Here is an 18,560-nt window from a genome sequence, read left to right on the forward strand (position 1 = left end):
TTGTAGCAGCAAGTTGTAAAGCAAAGCTTGCTGGTATTCAAACTGCTTGGTAACGGTCGCATCTTGCTGCACCAGCGAGTCGTATTTTTTGTGAAATGCAGCGCTGAGTAGATTCATCGGTTCCAAGACATTTTCGTAGCCTTTCACCCAACTCAAATCGTTAGTCCAAGAAGCACCATCCATGTGAAAATTGTGGTCTGTTTGCTTGAGTTGGGCGATCGCACTTTCCACTTTTTCCGGCGTCGCACTATCAGGATCGACTAGCTGCCAGATTTTGTGCTGGTTAATCCCCTGACAAACAGGATAATCTTCAGGATTAACACCCGCCGCCTCAATTATCTCCAAATACTCAGTGCCGTTTAAACCGACAACACCGGATTTTCCCCCACCTTGTTCGCGGTTTTCGTGCCAAGCTTTGACAAAGGCACTGGGAAATTCATTCATCATGACGCCGCCATTTTCGCCGTCGGCAATTTGAGTAACTAAAGAAGGAACTGTGACATTGCCAATTTGCTGTTTATTGCGTCCTTTTGCTTCGTAATAAGGCTGCATTTGACCGACCAACTTTGTATCGGAACCTTGAGTTTTAATCAAAGCAGTGATGCTGATTGTTTCGCCGTGAGAATTGCGGGCAACTAAACGGTTGGGAATATATTTTTGGTCTTGCGACAATCCCGAACCGTCGGGATTTTCTACAGAATGTTCCTGCACCATCAGCCAGCGGTAGCCACATTGTTTTAAAGCTTTGATGTATTCGTACAGTGTATCTGGGTGATTGGGAAAGTGCATTTCTGGGGGCGAAAAACCTTTAACGCGCTTTAGGGCATCCAAGCCAAAAATGGCTGCAAAATGATGTTGCCATGCTTGAATTTGGAGTTTAATATCGGGAATGGGAGTTGAGGGAATGACGGCGTGACTCCACATTGTCCCCAGCCATTCTACATGAGGTTGATATTGAGGCTCGCACGTAATCCGCTTGAGATTATCAAAGATATCGTCGCGTCCCATTTGGCGCAATCCCCACAATAAGTTGCCCGAATAGTCGAGCATAATGCGCGGGTTGCAGCCTTCGGCAATCAGTTGGGGAATAAATTCTCCCATGCGGGAATAGCACCAAGCAAAGACTCCGGCATTGTGGTTATCTCCTTGGTTGGGATGTTCAAACATATGCTGGAGATTGCAGATCAGTTCGCCGTTTGCACCGGCAGGAATTGTGGGTTGGTGCATATGCAGGGCGCAGGCGAATCCGGCTTGAATATTTTCCAGGCGCAGATTTGTGGTAGGTAGAAAAATTGGTTCGTTGCTATTGGCTGCGACATTAATTTCTGCTTCGGAGCCGCAAATATTGGGCAATCCTGAGTTGATTTCTTGTAAAATCGGTAAATTGGGAGATTGTGCGATCGCAGGCATAAATTTTTCTCAACAATTGTGGAGGGGCGCTGTCTGCTATTGCTAAAATAGCTAGATACTTTAACAGTAGCAGAGGAAGTCTGCAAAAGATAAATTTCACAGGATAAGTCCGGAATCGCTGAATCTCCAAATCACGGGTCAAATGTTTAACACATTTCACGTAAATAGGCGAGGTAAATTATGAAATACGAAATCAAGGTTTTGGAACCAACGGATTTGTGGTACATCCAAAATAACATCAATCCTGAAACCAATAAGTTTTACCATCCTACTAAGAATATTCCGTTGGTTCAGCAAGTAGAAATTAACTTGAACAATTCGGGAGTTATCATTCAAAAAGGTGCGCTGCATTGGTGTATGGGGAAATTAACTTCCGGTGTTTATAAAACGGATAACCGTTTGAAAGATATGTGGGTATCTTTGACAACGGAAATGGACTACAACGCTCCCGTATATCAAGGTACTGGTACTGTGAAACTGGAACCGAGACAAAAAGGGCATTTTCTGCATTATACGCCGATCGAGCTTTCGGATGCAGAGCAGTGGGAGTTTGATGACGGTATATTTCAGTTTTGTTCGGACAATGTAGTTATCGGTGCTAAAAAACTGAAATTCCGACAAGTGGCTGCTTCTAATGACGGTAGGTGGAGAATTGCTGTTACAGCTTTACGCGAGCAAAAAGCTACTGTTGTAGCAGCTACCAATTCACCTGCTAAGATTGTCGAACTAAAACAAGGTGAAATTTTGATAGCTGATTGCGATTTGGTTAAAGGATTTACCAAGGGGATTGAAGAAGATTATCGAAAATTAGGTCATTTTGGCAAAGGCGGTGGAGAGGGTTATGTTTGGTATTATCAGGGGAAAGGTAAATTATTAGTATGTGAAAATGATGCTATGGGTTTGGGTTGAGTTGTTTCATTTTTAAAGTAGAGGTTGCTGGAGCATAGATCGCGGAATTTTATTAGACAAATATACTAAAAAAAATCCGCGAAACTATAGACGCTAGCATAAAAAATCTGGCAAGATTATTTTCAGGGTGCAGTTGGAGAGAACTGAGATTTTACACCTCTACTTGGCGGATATTTTATGAATGTAACAAAACTGCTCCTACAGCAGGCGATGCTTAATGTGCTTGTTGCTTTAACAATGGTTCAACCTGGATTGGCAGCGATGCTCGCTGATTCATCATCGGGGGAACCGAATTTGCTGCCACAGCTACTAGCCTACGATCCGCCCGCGCGCGGAGCACCGGGCGATCGCAAAGACGCAGGCAGCCGCGATCCTCACAACTTTTTAGCTTTGATTCCCGCTACAAATATAGGGTTGACAGCGATCGCACATCCGACTTTTTGGCTGTACTTGCCGGCTTCATTGCCTGATGACATTCCCTTTGAGTTTGTGCTGCGGGACGAACAGCAAGAGGTAGTTTTCCGAACACTTTTTGAGCTAGAAAAAGCAGCGGGAATTGCGAGTTTTTCCTTGCCGGAAAATTCACCTCCTCTGGAAATTGGCAAGAAGTATCAGTGGTGCTTTTTCTGCGGAAAAATCTCCCGCCACGGGTGGGTTGAGCGGGTGGCAATGAAACCAGAAATTTTGGCTCAGCTAGAAACAGCATCTCTAAGGGAGCGGGTTTTTCTGCTTGCTAAACACGGTTTGTGGTACGAAACTCTCACAGAATTAGTTGCACTGCGCGGCAAACTGTTGAGCCAATTACAGGCAGCTACTTCTTTAGAGGAGCGGCTGCTAATTTATGCTGAAAATGATTTGCGGTATGAAGCGCTAGCAGAGCTATCTGGATTTGAGAAAATATCTTCTCTGGCGACTTTGGATGCTGACTGGGAGGCTTTATTGCAGCATCCGTTTGTGCGCTTGCACGGGATAGTTTCAGGACCGTAAGAGGCTTTCCGGCCTGTTCCACAAAGAGTAAGTTTTTTTGTGGGTGGGCATCCTGCCCGCCCATCAGGAACAGGCTTTCCGGCCTGTTCCACAAAAATTAAGTCAGCTAAGCGATGAAAGACCCGATATTAAGCGTCTACAATACTTTCAATACAGAGCCGATCGCCCGTTGGTCATTTGATGAAGCAGGCAACATAGCGAGCTATCGCCCGGAACTTCCTCCGGCACGCCTAATTGACAGTGTTTCCCGTGCTGTTGAACCATTAGAAACAGGGTCGCATGAAAGCCTGCTGCTAACTGGAGGTTGCCTTACTTTCCCAGTTACTCCTTTACTGGAGATAGGCAAAGAAGACTTTTCTATTTGTGCGTGGATTCGCACGGAAGATTTTGGTATTGCCAAGATTATCGATCAGCGTATTCAAGAAGCTTCTGGCCGTTTACGGGGCTGGTCTTTCTTTATTTATAAAGGCAAAATTAACCTTCAAATAGCGGATGGCAGCAGTTGGGTAAACTATTATTACAACCGCCGAGAAAAAGATATTCCATCTTTGCCCGTTGTCAGCAACAACCAATGGCATCACGTTGCAGTTGTTGTGGATCGGGATCGAGCGGATGGAGGGCACTGGTATGTCGATGGCAAGGAAGTAGGTTTGCGGTTCAACCCAACATATCAACAGGGCTCCCTCAGCCATAGTATTCCCTTAACAATTGGCAGGAGATCGGACGATTTAGGGGGCATTTTTCTGGGCAACATAGGAGATATTCGGCTCTACAAACAGGCGCTGTCGGCAGCAGATCTGCTGTTGATTTACCGATCGATTCAGTTTTCTATTCGTGATAAAAGTAGTGTTAAAATTATTAACAGAGTAGCAAGAGTACGCCGCCAGAAAGATTCCTTCTGGAACAGTGCTAAGAGTTTCCGGGAAATATACTCGCAGGCGATCACATACTATCAGCAGGCGCTAAATATTCATAGAGATACTGGCAACCGCTACGCAGAAGCAAATTCTCTCAACAGTCTAGGCAGTATTTACGATGTCCTGGGGGAACACTCGCAAGCAATTGATTATCATCAGCAGTGCCTAAATATTCAGCGAGACATTGGGAATCGCGATGGGGAAGCTGCTTCATTACACGCTTTGGGCAATATTTACGATGTCCTAGGGGAATACTTGCAAGCAATTGATTGCCACCAGCAGTGCTTAAATATTCAGCGAGAAACCGGGAACTCTCATGAAGAAGCTAGTTCCTGGCGCGATTTGGGGAGGGCATATCATTCCCTGGGCGAATACCAGCGGGCGAACGAGTGCCAGCAGCAGTCTCTAGATATAGTCCTAAAACTTAACTCTGGGTATAGAGAAGCGGAATCCTTGAACGCTTTGGGCCGTACATATGTTTCCCTAGGGCAACATCAACGGGCGATCGAATACTCTCAGAAATCCCTGAATCTTGACAAGAAAATCAATAACCGTTATGGGGAAGCTAATTCCTTAGTGACTCTGGGCAATGCTTACAGTGATTTGGGGAATTACTTGCGGGCGATCGAATTCTACAAAAAGTCCTTAGATATTCAGCAGGAAATCGGTGATCGCTCTGGGCAAGCGGCTTCCTGGCGAAATCTGGGCAATGCTTACCGCTGTTTGGGGCAGTGCCAGCGGGCGATCGAATACAGTCAGAAGAGTTTAGAAATCGCGCGCGAAATCGGCGAAAGGGCGTCAGAAGGGGCAATTCTCAACAATTTAGGACTGGCTTTCTTTGACTCGGGACAGTTTACAGAAGCTGAAACAGCCCTCCGCAATGCGATTCAAATTTGGGAATCGCTTCGAGGAAGATTGGGCAACCACGATAACTTTAAAGTATCTATTTTTGAAACCCAAGCCGCAACTTACCGCCACCTGGAAAAAGCCCTGATCGCCCAGTCAAAAACAGAACAGGCGCTGGAAATTTCTGAGCGGGGGCGGGCGCGGGCTTTTGTGGAGTTACTGACTGCTCGGTTATCTGCTAATTCAGATGCGATACCCAATATTAAGCCACCTACGATCGAGCAAATTAAACAAATCGCTCAAGCACAAAATGCAACTTTTGTCGAATATTCTATTTCTTTTTTAGAAGAACTTTTTATTTGGGTAATTCAGCCGACGGGCGAAATTGCATTTCGCCAAGTTGATCTCAACTATCAACATACTCCGCTCAAAGGCTTGGTTTCCGACTCTCGCGAGGCGATCGGCATCAGGAATCGCGACTTCAATCCCACTCTAAAAATTAGCCCAGGCGATTTAGTTAAACTCCACGACGATGCCCCTAACTGGGAACCTTGGCAAGTCATATCTGTTGATGAAACACACAGCATTCTCTCGCTGTGGCAATCCTCTTGGCCCGCAGGATTGACTATTCCCCGACCTGTAACTGATGTAACAGCAAAAGTGCAATCAAGCCTCACCAATCACCCGCGCTTGCAAAAACTCCATCAACTGCTAATCGAACCGATTGCAGATTTGTTGCCGACAGATCCACAAGCCAGGATTATCTTTATTCCTCAAGGTGAACTGTTTTTCGTTCCCTTTCCGGCATTGCAAGATGGTGCGGGGAAATTCTTAATTAAAAAACATACTATTCTGACTGCTCCTTCGATTCAAATTCTGGAATTAACCCGCCAAAAACGGCAAGAGATTTCCGATTTAGCTTGGGACATTCTAATAGTAGGAAATCCGACTATGCCCGAAGTTGCTCTGGTAAGGGGAAAACCTCCGCAGCAGTTATCTGCTTTGCCACATTCAGAAACCGAAGCTAACGCGATCGCCCAATTGTTCCAAACTCAAGCCCTGACTGGCAAATCCGCTACCAAAGCTGCCGTACTTCAGCGCTTGCCAAACGCCCGCATCGTCCATTTTGCCACCCACGGATTGCTCGATAACATTCGCGGGCTCGGCAGCGCGATCGCCCTTGCACCCGATCGCACCGATAGCGGTTTGCTGACTGCTGAGGAAATTTTGAACCTGCACCTCAACGCGGATTTAGTAGTTTTGAGCGCCTGCAATACCGGCATGGGGCGGATTACCGGCGACGGCGTTATCGGTTTGTCTCGCGCTTTAATTTCGGCTGGTACGCCCAGTGTCATTGTGTCTTTGTGGGCGGTGCCGGATGCTCCTACAGCCGATTTGATGGTGAAATTTTATCAAAATCTCGATCGAACGGGCAACAAAGCTCAAGCCCTGCGAAACGCCATGCTGGAGACAATGCAGCAGCATCCAAATCCCAGAGATTGGGCGGCTTTCACACTGATCGGCGAAACATAATTGATTAAATTTTGTAAAAAATTGCCAAAACAGCGAAAAAATTAGTTTTTTCGCTGAAAGCTCCACAGAAACTCGATCGCGCCAGGAGCGATAAGTCATGTGTCGATTTAATTTCTTTATAAAAGTCATGCTTGCGATTGAAATCCGGGCAACCACGGGGGGATTGCCCCTACTGCACAAACTTTAGTCCACTGCTAGCGGACTAAACAATAAAGGCTGTTTTCATACACCTGCTCGCTTTCCTAACTTTGCACCCTTAACAATAAAGTCAAAAATTATGACAATATCTGCCGATCAAAAAGCAAAAATTCTAGTTGTAGAGGATGACGATTCTATCCGCACTCTCATCTACCGCTTTCTCAACCAGACATATCAAGTACAATTTGCCGCCGACGGTCAAACTGCTCTCGAAATTTTTGAAGAATTTAACCCAGTCCTGGCGATTTTGGATTGGAATTTACCCGATATTAGCGGCTATAAACTTTGCCAAGAAATGCAGAAGCGGACTAATGTTTTAGTCGCGATTCTCAGCAGCCGCACCTCCCAAGAAGATCGAATTAAAATCATGAAAGCAGGTGCCGATGATTTTATGTGCAAACCGTTCTCTCTTGAAGAATTAGCAGTTAGAGTAGAAGTCTTGTTGAGGCGGTCGAGATCCGTCAACCCGCCCAACCTTGTCTTCGGCCAATTAGCGATCAATTTAGTGAGTAGGGAGGTGAGATTCAAGGAGCAAATTCTAACGCTAACAGCTTTAGAATTTGAAATATTGTGTTTTTTGGCAACTCATTCAGGTAAAGCTTGCAGCCGCCAACAGCTAATCGAAAAAGTTTGGGGGTGGAAATCCAATTATGGATCAGAAGAGCGAGTGGTGGACGTGCATATCGGGCAAATTCGCAGGAAAATGGCTAAAGTCGATGCCGCTGTTCCGAGTTTTATTCAAACTGTTCGAGGATACGGTTACACTTTCGCTCCGATCGCTCGCAGGGACAGGGTAGTTGGTAATTGAACAATCATCATAATTATGACTGGTTCCTAGGTAGAGCGCGCGAACCAGTTAATTCGCTATTGTCCCACCCCTAATCCCCTTTTTAAAGGGAGTAGGGGTTGAGTAGGGCAAGCTAAGGGGGCATCTACGAGTAAAGAAAACACGCCTTATAGAGAATCGAGAGTCTAATTAAAAGACAGCATACTTACTCGATTTTCTAAAGTGTGAACCATTAACAATAGAGCCAAAAATTATGACGATATCTACCGATCCACATTCCAAAATTCTGGTTGTAGACAATGACGCCCCCGTCCGTAATTGCATCGGCGGCTATCTGAATGAGACATATCAAGTACAATCTGCTGCAGACGCAAAAACAGCTTTAGAAATCTTTGAGGAATTCAACCCAATCCTCGTAATTTTGGATGGGAATTTGCCCGATAATATCGGCGTTAAACTTTGCGAAGAAATGCAGAAACGGAAGAATGTTTTTTTACTCGTGATTTTCAGCAGTACAGGCGAAGAAGCTCGAATTAAAATCATAAAAGCAGGTATTGATGATTTTATCTGCCAACCATTCATTCTTGAGGACTTGGCACTTAAAATAGAAATTTTGTTGAGTGAGATGAAAACCGTTAGTCCGCGCAATCTTGTCTTCGGTGAACTAGCGATAGATTTAATGAGTAGGGAGGTGAGATTGAAAGAGAAAACTTTAGCTTTGACGGCCTTAGAATTTCAACTCTTGTATTTTTTGGCAACTTATCCAGGTAAAGCTTGGAGCCGCCAACAGCTAATCGAAAAAGTTTGGGGATGGAAATGCAATGACGCACGAGACGAGCAAGTGGTTGACGTGTATATCCGTCTGATTCGCAGGAAACTGGCTAAAGTCGATTCGGCTGTTCCGAATTTTATTCAAACTACTCAGGGATACGGTTACACTTTCGCTCCGATCGATCGCAATAACAAGGTAAGTAGGTAAGCGGGATTAAACACAGCTATGTAACTGTATGTAAACAGGGCTAACTTAGCCACGCTTACGGCATTTGGATACTTTACAATCGTTTACATAATTGTGTTTTATAGCGCCTACCTACTTAGCCTCATTTTTGGAATAAAAGGATGAGATAAATGAAAATAATCCAGCAAACAGCAAGTGAATTAATAATTCAGACTCAAAGCATATTTGATTTTTGGCTCCCTAGTTGTTTATTCATGGCAGTTGGACTGATATCGCTGACTTTTGACTATCATGCAGCAACCCTGAGCTGCCAGCGATTGCAAGCAAAACAAGGAAATTGCCAGATTGTGCGATCGAATTTACTGGGGTCGAACATCAAAGAAATTGAGCTTGCTTCTTTGCAGGGAGCTAAAGTTGAAAGATGCGGCTATAAAACCAGAGTTGTACTTTTGACTTCTGTTGGCAATGTTCCTTTCACTGCTAACTCCACTAATTGGGGAACCCAAGACGCTGTGGCTTCTGACATCAATTTTTTTGTTAAAAATGCCAAAGATCGCTTGCTGCGCTTAAGCCAAGACGATCGCTGGTTGGGATGGACAGGAGGCATATTTTTGCTCGCAGGAATCGCAGCGATCGTCTTGAGAAATAATGAAACTTACAGCTTCGATGAAACTTTAAACACCTTGACTGTTAAACAGCGGGGTTTGTTGGCACGTAAAGTAACGGAATACTCTCTGGGCGAAATTTATGGCGTGGAAGTCGATCGAACAAAAGATCGGGATCGTGACATTTGGTACGAAGTTAGACTGTTAGTTTGTGGAGGCTCTCGCATCTCCCTACCCCGCACGATGAACCTATACCAGCAAGCAAAAATCGCTAAAGCGATTAACAACTATCTGCACCAGCACAAATAACCAAAAATAGCCGCTCGCGATCGGGAGTATCTCACTTTTGCCACCAAGCTAGAAATTGGATTTGGGAGCCAGGAGCTAGGAGGAAAGAGTCAGAAGGAAGGAGCCAGAAGAAGTGTTTTTACAAATATGAGATGCTCCCTCGCGATCGACCCGATTTCTCAAGGTTGCGGATTTACGCAGAAACCGGGTTTTTCACCAAAATCTCTTGTAAGTAAGTCGGTGCCAAAAAACGCCCCTATGTAAACGAGGGCAAAGTCTCCAAATGCTTTCTACTGGCTAACTTAAACCTGTTTACATAGTGTTATATTATTCGGTTTAATCTTGCCTACCTACTTAGTTTATAATTGAATAGCCTGGGGAGCGTCAAGCATTTGGGCATAAAATAATATCCTTTCCGGTTACACCGGAATGATGTTGACTGTTGACGCCGTGAACAGTCAACAGTCAACACTGAACTCGAATTTACTATTCCGATGCTAACTGATTTGATTTGATATGATATTGTCATTTCGGCCGAAAAGTAAAAACGATCGCAATTAAACCCCCTGCTACCATTGCCAAAGCTGAGGGTACCAAAGGCACCCACCAGCCCTCGATTAGCAAAAACCAGCAAACCCCGCACAAAATCCCCCCAGATGCGATCGCCCCCGACACCGCGTGCAGCCTGCGTCGGCTGACAATCGCGATCGCGCTACCAACTCCTGCCCAACCCACAATCCACAGCATTTGGGCCCATTCAGGTGCAATTTGCAGCAGCGGGCGCGCATCCAAAGCAGCGCTGATAATTTGACTCGACATTTGCGCTTGAATTAACACCCCCGGCATTTTCTCCGAAGGCGATTCTCCCGCACTGTAAGGCGTCAAAAAATAATCAGGATTGGAAATCGGTGCCGTCACGCCAATAAAGATAATTCTGTCTTTTATCAAATTGGGATTGACTTTTTCTTCTAATAGTTCGGCTAGCATGACTCGGCGAACGAAATTGCGAGGCGCTCGGTAATTGAGCATCATTTGAAAACCGCGATCGTCCAAGTTTTGATAAGCGCCTGTACTGCCGTGAATCGGTGCAAAAACTGCATTGCCCAGCCTTATCTTATCTCTGGGAAGAGTTTCCGGTTGGATGCCTTTTGCTGCTAGGTAATGAAGGGCAGCCCTCGCACTCAAAGAGTGCTCTGTAGTACAAGGATCGCTGCTGTGCGGCTGCATAAACAGCAAGTGGCGGCGGAGAATGCCGTCGGCATCTGCCACCACATCGCTGAACCCGAGGCGCTCTTTTGGCAGTGCGGGCGGCGGTTTGATGCCGCATTTGTTGGGTTTGCCGGTTTCTTTGACGCTGCACAAACCAATCAAACTCCGATCGCCCTGAAAGCGAGCCGCTAATGCTGTATAACCGGGCCCTAAAGGGCGATCGCGGAAGATATCCAGGGCGATCGTTTGCGCCCCATACTGTGCCAATTTTCCCACTGCTTTTGCGATCGTCGCATCCGGTAGCGGAAAGCCGTATTTGTTGATGTCCGTTTCCGTCGCTTCCACCACCAGCAAACGAGAGTCTGAGCTTTCAGCAGGACGCAGCCGCATCACTTGGTCAAAAGCTTGCAATTCCCATATCTGGAGCAAGCCCAGCGATCGCGCTCCCATGACAGAAACAGCAGCAGTTGCGATCGCCAACAGCCCGATCTGAAAGCGGCGCAGCCGAGATAAAGGTGGCGGATTGCTGACAGTTTCCGGATCGGGTTTGTGCAGCAACTCTTGCCAAGTTGGCGGCTTGGCAGTTGGATTTTGACAAATGATCGGCAGCCAATCCGCACCGGGAATTTCTGACCCTAATTCTGCCAATCTTTGCCTCGCGAGGCGCACTGCCACATACAAAGATTCCCCGCTGCAAAAAGCTTGGAGAAAATACTTTAAAAAATCTTGGGCAGTTCGATCGCACACCGGTTCCCGCATTACGATCGTTTGCGGGATGCCCAAATCTTCAAGCTGTCGTCCTATTCCCAATCCATTGCAGGAATTCAAAATCGCCAACTGCAAGCCGCTGCTAACCGCTAGCTTGAAACCGTGTGTCAGTTCTTCTACTGTTAAACTCTCGGTTTGATTGATATAAAATTTACCCGATCGGCCGTCGCTGCGGGTGGAACTGTGTCCGGCAAAAAATAAGATATCCCAGCTTTTTTCCCAAAGATGCTCGCCTATTTGGCGGCGACTTGGTTCTACTAAAAAAGTAACTTCTGCGGAGGGCAATCCTGCAAGTATAATTCGATCTTGCTCAATATCAATTTTTTGACTGTTCCCCAAAATTGCTAAAATTTTTACACTGCCTTTAGCGGGATTTCTGTTGGCGATCGCAGGTTTTTTAGAAGTTGGGGGACTCAAAGCAATTTCGGCTTTCGGGTAGCGCTCCAAAATATCCCAACAGTACCAAGGCAGCAGCCGCAAATCGATGTCGTCAGTTTTAATTAAAAATCGAATCGTGTCCGACGGCATTAATTGTTCGAGCAATGTTTCTTTGATTTTGCGAAACGGTTCGGAGTTGAGCCAGCTATTGATTTGCTGGCTTAACTGTTCCCGCAACAAGCGGCATTTGGACAACTGTTCTGCACGAGAGCCCATAATGCTAATTTCGATCGGCTTAATGCGGAAATCTCCCAAACTGCGGTAGGTTGACTGCCAGCGACCGTAGTGTTCCGCTATTTCTGGTTTTGGAGGCAGGAAGCCTTGGATTTCCACTGCGGGCAGATCTCCTTCCGCGCCGATTGCCAGAGAAACTCGCACCCCTTTTATCAAGTTATCATCTAGCTTCAAAACAACTAATTTCGGCATGGCTAACAACTGATAAGCCCAGGCGCATCTAAATTTTACAGTCACGGCGCGATTAAATTCTTGTGGGCTGGGCATCCTGCCCGCCTGAAAGTTTCAATTTCCATGCTGAACAACTTATGGCAAGCGAGCCGCTTTAGGCGACAAAATTCTCTACAATACAGAGTTCTTTCAGTTTTACCACAACGCTGAAACATTCTCCGCAATCGGCGGCAAATTCTAGAGTCATGTAGCCGTTACCGCTGCCGGCGCAAGCTTCCATGACAGTTTTTCCCTCGCCGTCGGTGACTTTCAGAGTCAGATTGAGCGGCAAACTGTCTGCCCCGCCGGCGGGATGCACCTGTACTTTAATATTAGTTTCAGTATCGGTTTTTGCTTCGATCGCCACCAGCAAAGCTACCGATCGGGCTGCTTCTCTCACACCCCTCCATAAATTAGGTTTTTCTTGAAAACCATCGATGGTTGCGGATGCTTTTTCCGAGATATCTGCTGTCAGATTGATTATCTTGCCCCGCACGACTGCGCTGCTGTAACGACGAAAAGCTAAATGAGGTTCTTGTGGCACTAAAATATCTTCTACAGACTGCCAGCCAGCCTCAAAAATATTGTGCAGCCACTGGCGCAGTGCTACCTTTTTTTGGCGGTGTTGCAGACAATCCAAATGTTGGAGAATTTTGTCGAAACTTTGCAATTTATCAATAGCTAAATCGCCAGCGCTTGCAGTTTTCATAAATCCCAGCAAAGTAGCTTGTTGTCGCTTTGTATCGATCTCAACTGCTACTAAACCAATGCGATCGTCCGGTATTTCTAACGGAATGTAACAAAATTTCCCAGACTTCAGAGGCCGGCATTCCAAATGACCTAGGTTAGTTAATTTCAAGTCTGCAGCATCGGTGTAAAGGCGCATAGCTGCGTTCCAACTGTCGCTGGCATTCAAGTCTGTGGGAATGTCCATCATTTCCATGTAATCTTTCACTGCACATACAGCTAAAGTGTTGAAATAAACTTGCTCTTTTTTTTCCGGGGAACTCACTCCGTCAAGATTTGAAAACTTCTGTGCCAGCCGCAGGGCGGCGGCTGTAATGGGCAGGGTAATAGATTTTTCTCTGATATTTTCGGTGCTGTTATTCATCACGGTTTTCCTGTTTGACAGATTTTTTTTAGGACAGGATTTGTCTTGCCTTTATTCCAGATATCCTTGATTTTTGGCAAAATTTCGCAAGCGGGGCAGACATTCTCTTTTATAAAAGTTGGGGGCGGTTGACGGCGGTAAGTTAAATTCAAGAGCAATGTTTTTCCAGGGAGTCTCCGGGGGAAGACGCCTCAAAATTAAGATTTGGCAAGTGACATCGGGGCGTTCTTTGATGTGAACGCTTCTCAATTCCCCCTCCGGATCTGCCCGCACCCATTTTTTTGTCTCTTCTAGGATGGCTAGCGGACTGTCAGAATAAGTCGGCGGGTTTTCGATATTATCGATCGGGTTAATTTCTGCTGAGTCTTCTGAAATCAACGGTAAATCACGTCTAACTTTTTCCTGCGTTTGTTCGATAGTGAAGTCTTTCAGCCGCATCTTGAGATATTTGTCCAGCCAAGTAATGAGGCTGCCCAGATTGCGATCGTAAGGTTTGTTTGCGGTGTTCGCTTCGCAAACATTGCGACAAAAATACACCCAAGTTTGCTGTAAAGCATCGTTGTAATGAGGCGTGTCTTCTTGCCAAAGTTTGCCGGATTTTACAATCAGCCTCACTATCTCGCTGAGTTTTTCCCGCCGCATCAAGCTTTTAGGCGGATGCGAACAGGCTTCAGCAACTAGCTGTTGTAGTTGTTGGTTTAAATTGTTGTCCTTACCGTTGGTGTCGGGCATCGGCGAGCGCCTCCTTAAGAGTCTCTGGATGAATGCTGCACACGGCATTTGCTGGTTTAAATTCCAAGAGAGAATTCCTGATTTGATTAGTCCTGGAGGCATTTCCAGGTAATTGTGTCATTGGCAAGTGAAACGAAGAATCTCAAACCCTTGTAACACTGCCCTTAAATGCGTAAGTCCTGTTGATGTTTGGCAGTTGAACAGGTGCTCTGTGCCAATCAGTTATCAGCATCGTGCGAGAAAATTTCGCGCAAATTAGGCAAAAATTTTAAAAATATTTAGTTGACAAATGCCAGCAAATGGGTTAATAAATCGATTTTAGATTGAACTCACGGATACGTTCTCTGCCTTCTCTGCGGTTTAAATAATTTAGATCTGAGCGGAAACGATATCACCGATCGCCCGAATCTGCCCTAACATCCCCTAGCTGTGGGTATTTCCCTGTATTCCCAATGGCCGACTTGCTTATCTGCCTAGAAATCATATACTTTGTCAAGTTAAGAAAATATTTTTTTGATTCATCCAGGAGCGAGAAAAAAAATGTACATAGTACAAATTGCCTCGGAGTGCGCCCCCGTCATTAAAGCAGGGGGTTTGGGCGACGTAGTTTACGGTTTGAGTCGGGAGTTGCAGAATTCCGGTCACTGCGTTGAGATTATTCTACCCAAGTACGACTGCATGAGGTACGACCACATTTGGGGACTTCACGAGGCCTACCGGGATTTGGCTGTGCCCTGGTACGGCGGCGAAATCCTCTGTGATGTCTTGTGCGGCTGGGTGCACGGGCAGTTGTGTTTTTTCATCGAACCTCGCTCTCAAGATAACTTTTTTAATCGCGGCTGTTATTACGGGTGCAATGACGACAATATGCGGTTTGCATTTTTCAGCAAAGCCGCTTTGGAATTTTTGCTCAGAAGCAACAAGCGTCCCGATGTGATTCACTGTCACGATTGGCAAACTGGTTTGGTTCCAGTCCTGCTGTTTGAAATATACAAATACAATTGGATGGAATATCAGCGAGTCTGCTATACCATTCACAATTTTAAACATCAAGGCATGGGAGGTAGCGATATTTTGCAAGCAACGGGTTTGCACAGACCGGATTATTATTTTGATTACGATCGCCTCCGAGATAACTTTAACCATTTTGCTATCAACTTTATGAAAGGTGGTATTGTTTACTCGAACTTTGTCACCACCGTTTCGCCACACCACGCTTGGGAAGCTCACCTCGGCGAGTTTGGCTACGGTTTGGGGCACACTTTGCACTTGTATCAAGAGAAGTTTCGCGGGGTGCTCAACGGGATTGATTATGATGTGTGGAATCCCGAAAGCGATAGCTACATTCCGCACCACTACACTAAGGATGATTTGGCAGGAAAAGCCAAAACTAAAAAAGCTTTGCGCGATCGGCTGTTACTGCGCGATGCTGACAAGCCTATTATTACCTTTATCGGTCGTTTGGACGACCAAAAAGGCGTTCATCTCGTCCACCATGCAATTTATTACTCTCTGAGTAAGGGAGCGCAATTCGTGCTTTTGGGTTCCGCGACGGAAGCGGGAATTAACGCTCATTTCCAGCACGAAAAATACTTTTTAAATGACAATCCAGACTGCCATTTAGAACTAGGTTTTAATGAGGAACTGTCGCACTTAATTTATGCGGGTGGGGATATAATTGTGGTTCCCAGTAATTACGAACCCTGCGGGCTGACTCAGATGATTGGGTTGAGGTACGGTACTGTTCCTGTGGTGCGGGGAGTTGGCGGTTTGGTGAATACTGTGTTCGATCGAGATTACGACACCCGCCACCTCCCAGAAGAACGCAACGGTTACGTGTTTTATCAAACCGACTACGCCGCTTTGGAGTCGGCGCTCGATCGGGCGATCGGATTGTGGTATGACTATCATGATGAATTTGAAAAACTCATGCTTCAAGGCATGAATTGTGACAATTCGTGGAAATATCCAGCTAAAGACTATGTGGAAATTTACGAGCTAATTCGACATAAATAATCAGTAGGGCTAGCAGTGTAGAAGTTACTAACTGTAGGGTGTGTACAGCTAGCCCGCGTCTTGGTGGCCGTTGAATCTGGTCGAGAATTCCGGCAGTTGATACATGGTGTTGACGCGAATCGCTTGGGAGATGGCTGTTGCTTTTTTTTGAGTGCGAGGTTGTTTAAGGAATGTTTTTAAATTTACCGATCGGCTAAATTTAATAAAACTTCTGGAGGTTGTTGTCACTGGCAATTAGTAAAAGCTACTGTCTGTCCTAAAAAGGCAGACAGTCAGAAAACTATGGGGGAGAGGGCTTGGGAGTTTTTGGAGATGTCTGTTGCCAACAAGTGTTGTGATACCTAATCTGCAAAAATCTTTGTCATAAATACAGTTCTGGACGAATCAAAACATTCATAAGCAAATTTTTTGATGTTGCACAATAGCGGCATAATTTTGATTTTTTTGTGGGATGGGCCCAAGAACCCGAAGGCGTGTATTTTCACAGGAGGCGGGACACCCTGTAATAATCATCCTCAAATTGTGCAAAGCCCATTTTTTACCTAATCTGCGGGCTACCACAAAGTCTTTTCGGGAAAAAACTGCCGGTTGAGCGAAATCGAGACCGGATTTCTGACCACGGGTGCGTCAGCCCTAAAATACTTACGCTTTTGATAATCAAATAAGAATTACTTGCATTAATATAGTAAAACAATGACTGTAGATGGCTGTAGATGTACCATCGTGTCAATTACCAGATGAAAAAATCTATCATTATAGAACAATGAGCATTTCTCGGCGTATTTTTCTTGCCAGCGGTACAGCAATGGCTGTCGTGGCACTGGGGGAACTAAGCAAAAAAGCCCCTGTCGCAGCCCAAACCGGCACTCTCAACCTTTATTCAGCACGTCACTACGACACTGATAATGAGTTGTACCAAAGCTTCACCAAAAAAACTGGGCTCAAGGTTAACCTCGTTGAAGCCGATGCTGACCAACTCATTGAACGGATTAAAAGTGAAGGTGCAAATAGCCCCGCTGATGTTTTCATCACGGTGGATGGTGGGCGTTTGTGGCGGGCAAAACAAGCAGGTATTCTGCAACCCGTGTCTTCAACAGTCCTGACATCGGCAATTCCAGCAAGTTTGCGAGATCCTCAAGGTTTCTGGTTTGGTCTATCGCGCCGGGCACGGGTGATTGTTTATAACAAAAGCAAGGTGAACCCTGCCCAATTGTCAACCTATGAAGCGCTGACAGAACCTCGGTGGAAAGGCAAAATTTTAGTGCGATCGTCCACTAATATCTATAATCAGTCTCTTGTTGGGGCCATGCTAGCGGTTCATGGACCTCAAAAAACAGAAGCTTGGGCGCGAGGATTGGTGGCTAATTTTGCACGTCCTCCAGAAGGAAATGATACGGCGCAAATCAAGGCTGTTGCTGATGGGGTAGGCGATATTGCCCTTGTTAATACCTATTATGTAGCTCGCTTAATGAAATCGAAAGATCCAAAAGAACAGGCGATCGCTGCGAAAGTAGGTGTATTTTTCCCCAACCAGCGCGATCGAGGTACTCACGTCAATATTTGTGGTGCCGGTGTAGTCAAAACCTCGCGTAACAAAGCAGGCGCGATCAAATTCTTGGAACACTTAGCCAGTCGCGAAGCGCAACAAATTTTTGCTAGGGGTAATTATGAATACCCTGTGATTTCAGGTGTGGGGATCGATCCTGTGGTTGCCAGTTTTGGTACATTCAAATCTGACCCTCTCAACCCTGATGTGTTTGGGAAAAATAACCCCGAAGCTTTAAAGATTGCCGATCGGGCAGGATGGAAATAGAGGCTTTTTGAAAAAGAAGCTACTCTTTGTTATTCGGCGGTTTCAACCGCCGAATCGAATCAACTTTAATTTTTAATTTTACCATCCGGCATTATAGCCCCTGTCAGGTTTGCCCCTGTCAGGTTTGCCCCTGTCAAATCAGCACTATTTAAGTCAGTTTCACTTAAATCGGCATTACTAAGATTGGCATTATTCAGTTTTGCCCCTCGCAAAAAAGCCCCCTTAAGATTTGCCTTACTCAAATCAGCATTTGTGAGATCAGCAGAAAATAAACCTGCTTTTTCCAGAGAAGCACCTTTTAAATTTGCACCTTTGAGATTGACACTATCGAGTAAGGCTTCATTAAGTTTGACCTTTTCTAGCACAGCACCTTCCAATTTAGCACCATTGAGATTAGCGCTGGTTAAATCAATGTCACTTAACTTGGTATCAGTCAGGTCACATCCTGGACATTGCTTAGTTTTTTGTAATGTTTCGAGGGGGCTTGCCACCTGTTTTTGACATCCCAAGGTGACAAAAAAAGTAAGTAGTAAGAAGGAGATTGTGCCAGTAGTACGGGTAAAGATTGGTGAATTTTTATTAATCATCTTG

General features: G+C 45.5%; 14 protein-coding genes. 8 read left to right on the top strand and 6 right to left on the bottom strand.

Translation table 11 applies throughout. The annotated features are described in order from the left end of the window. Nucleotides 1-1,410, bottom strand: a 1,410-nt coding sequence (locus QUA45_RS13815; protein ID WP_333221124.1) for a glycosyl hydrolase family 57, incomplete at its 3' end; no start/stop codon positions are given. Nucleotides 1,411-1,590: 180 nt separating this feature from the next. Here QUA45_RS13815 and QUA45_RS13820 point away from each other — a divergent pair. The 6 genes from QUA45_RS13820 to QUA45_RS13845 all read left to right on the top strand — a co-directional run bounded on the left by QUA45_RS13820 (nt 1,591) and on the right by QUA45_RS13845 (nt 9,459). Next, nucleotides 1,591-2,319 carry an AIM24 family protein gene (locus tag QUA45_RS13820; protein WP_333221126.1) on the top strand — a complete coding sequence of 243 codons (729 nt, stop codon included), beginning with the start codon at nt 1,591-1,593 and terminating at the stop codon, nt 2,317-2,319. Nucleotides 2,320-2,496: 177 nt separating this feature from the next. Further along, entirely contained in the window at nt 2,497-3,306 is an 810-nt protein-coding gene (locus QUA45_RS13825; RefSeq protein WP_333221128.1) for a DUF928 domain-containing protein, read from the top strand. A 113-nt stretch (nt 3,307-3,419) separates the two neighbouring features. Continuing rightward, a complete protein-coding gene (locus QUA45_RS13830) occupies nt 3,420-6,602 on the top strand; it encodes a CHAT domain-containing protein (RefSeq protein ID WP_333221130.1) in 3,183 nt (1,060 codons plus the stop codon). A gap of 277 nt (nt 6,603-6,879) precedes the next feature. Continuing rightward, nucleotides 6,880-7,608 carry a response regulator transcription factor gene (locus QUA45_RS13835; RefSeq protein ID WP_333221132.1) on the top strand — a complete coding sequence of 243 codons (729 nt, stop codon included), beginning with the start codon at nt 6,880-6,882 and terminating at the stop codon, nt 7,606-7,608. Nucleotides 7,609-7,840: 232 nt separating this feature from the next. Continuing rightward, a complete protein-coding gene (locus tag QUA45_RS13840) occupies nt 7,841-8,566 on the top strand; it encodes a response regulator transcription factor (RefSeq protein ID WP_333221134.1) in 726 nt (241 codons plus the stop codon). A gap of 149 nt (nt 8,567-8,715) precedes the next feature. After that, the gene (locus tag QUA45_RS13845) at nt 8,716-9,459 is read left to right on the top strand and encodes a hypothetical protein (RefSeq protein WP_333095914.1); all 744 of its coding nucleotides are present in this window, start codon (nt 8,716-8,718) and stop codon (nt 9,457-9,459) included. A 504-nt stretch (nt 9,460-9,963) separates the two neighbouring features. On the opposite strand, the gene QUA45_RS13850 is transcribed toward QUA45_RS13845, so the two are convergent. From QUA45_RS13850 to QUA45_RS13860, 3 genes are read right to left on the bottom strand one after another with little or no spacing between them, the layout of a single operon-like run. Continuing rightward, nucleotides 9,964-12,354 (bottom strand): CHASE2 domain-containing protein, encoded by a 2,391-nt coding sequence (locus QUA45_RS13850; protein WP_333221135.1) that lies wholly within the window; start codon nt 12,352-12,354, stop codon nt 9,964-9,966. Between the two features lie 58 nt (nt 12,355-12,412). Further along, nucleotides 12,413-13,408, bottom strand: a complete 996-nt coding sequence (locus tag QUA45_RS13855) for a DUF1822 family protein (protein ID WP_333095916.1) — start codon at nt 13,406-13,408, stop codon at nt 12,413-12,415. A gap of 51 nt (nt 13,409-13,459) precedes the next feature. Continuing rightward, nucleotides 13,460-14,242, bottom strand: a complete 783-nt coding sequence (locus QUA45_RS13860) for a sigma-70 family RNA polymerase sigma factor (protein ID WP_333221136.1) — start codon at nt 14,240-14,242, stop codon at nt 13,460-13,462. Between the two features lie 438 nt (nt 14,243-14,680). Between QUA45_RS13860 and glgA the strand changes: the two genes are divergently transcribed. Then, complete coding sequence (gene glgA / locus QUA45_RS13865) at nt 14,681-16,156, top strand: glycogen synthase GlgA (RefSeq protein ID WP_333221138.1); 1,476 nt, start codon at nt 14,681-14,683, stop codon at nt 16,154-16,156. A 48-nt stretch (nt 16,157-16,204) separates the two neighbouring features. On the opposite strand, the gene QUA45_RS13870 is transcribed toward glgA, so the two are convergent. Beyond that, nucleotides 16,205-16,384: a hypothetical protein gene (locus QUA45_RS13870; RefSeq protein ID WP_333095919.1), complete on the bottom strand. Its 180-nt coding sequence runs from the start codon at nt 16,382-16,384 to the stop codon at nt 16,205-16,207. A 535-nt stretch (nt 16,385-16,919) separates the two neighbouring features. Between QUA45_RS13870 and QUA45_RS13875 the strand changes: the two genes are divergently transcribed. Further along, complete coding sequence (locus QUA45_RS13875) at nt 16,920-17,969, top strand: Fe(3+) ABC transporter substrate-binding protein (RefSeq protein ID WP_333095920.1); 1,050 nt, start codon at nt 16,920-16,922, stop codon at nt 17,967-17,969. Nucleotides 17,970-18,034: 65 nt separating this feature from the next. On the opposite strand, the gene QUA45_RS13880 is transcribed toward QUA45_RS13875, so the two are convergent. Further along, nucleotides 18,035-18,556, bottom strand: a complete 522-nt coding sequence (locus QUA45_RS13880; RefSeq protein ID WP_333221139.1) for a pentapeptide repeat-containing protein — start codon at nt 18,554-18,556, stop codon at nt 18,035-18,037. Between the last annotated feature and the right edge of the window lie 4 nt (nt 18,557-18,560).

The organism is Microcoleus sp. Pol12A5 (assembly GCF_036701435.1).
Taxonomy (GTDB): Bacteria; Cyanobacteriota; Cyanobacteriia; order Cyanobacteriales; family Microcoleaceae; genus Microcoleus.

Bases quoted from the DNA above. Each gene is read 5' to 3' on its own strand.
- QUA45_RS13820 (WP_333221126.1), top strand. From the start codon at position 1,591: ATGAAATACGAAATCAAGGTTTTGGAACCAACGGATTTGTGGTACATC.
- QUA45_RS13825 (WP_333221128.1), top strand. From the start codon at position 2,497: ATGAATGTAACAAAACTGCTCCTACAGCAGGCGATGCTTAATGTGCTT.
- QUA45_RS13830 (WP_333221130.1), top strand. From the start codon at position 3,420: ATGAAAGACCCGATATTAAGCGTCTACAATACTTTCAATACAGAGCCG.
- QUA45_RS13835 (WP_333221132.1), top strand. From the start codon at position 6,880: ATGACAATATCTGCCGATCAAAAAGCAAAAATTCTAGTTGTAGAGGAT.
- QUA45_RS13840 (WP_333221134.1), top strand. From the start codon at position 7,841: ATGACGATATCTACCGATCCACATTCCAAAATTCTGGTTGTAGACAAT.
- QUA45_RS13845 (WP_333095914.1), top strand. From the start codon at position 8,716: ATGAAAATAATCCAGCAAACAGCAAGTGAATTAATAATTCAGACTCAA.
- QUA45_RS13850 (WP_333221135.1), bottom strand. From the start codon at position 12,354: ATGCCCAGCCCACAAGAATTTAATCGCGCCGTGACTGTAAAATTTAGA.
- QUA45_RS13855 (WP_333095916.1), bottom strand. From the start codon at position 13,408: ATGAATAACAGCACCGAAAATATCAGAGAAAAATCTATTACCCTGCCC.
- QUA45_RS13860 (WP_333221136.1), bottom strand. From the start codon at position 14,242: ATGCCTCCAGGACTAATCAAATCAGGAATTCTCTCTTGGAATTTAAAC.
- glgA (WP_333221138.1), top strand. From the start codon at position 14,681: ATGTACATAGTACAAATTGCCTCGGAGTGCGCCCCCGTCATTAAAGCA.
- QUA45_RS13875 (WP_333095920.1), top strand. From the start codon at position 16,920: ATGAGCATTTCTCGGCGTATTTTTCTTGCCAGCGGTACAGCAATGGCT.
- QUA45_RS13880 (WP_333221139.1), bottom strand. From the start codon at position 18,556: ATGATTAATAAAAATTCACCAATCTTTACCCGTACTACTGGCACAATC.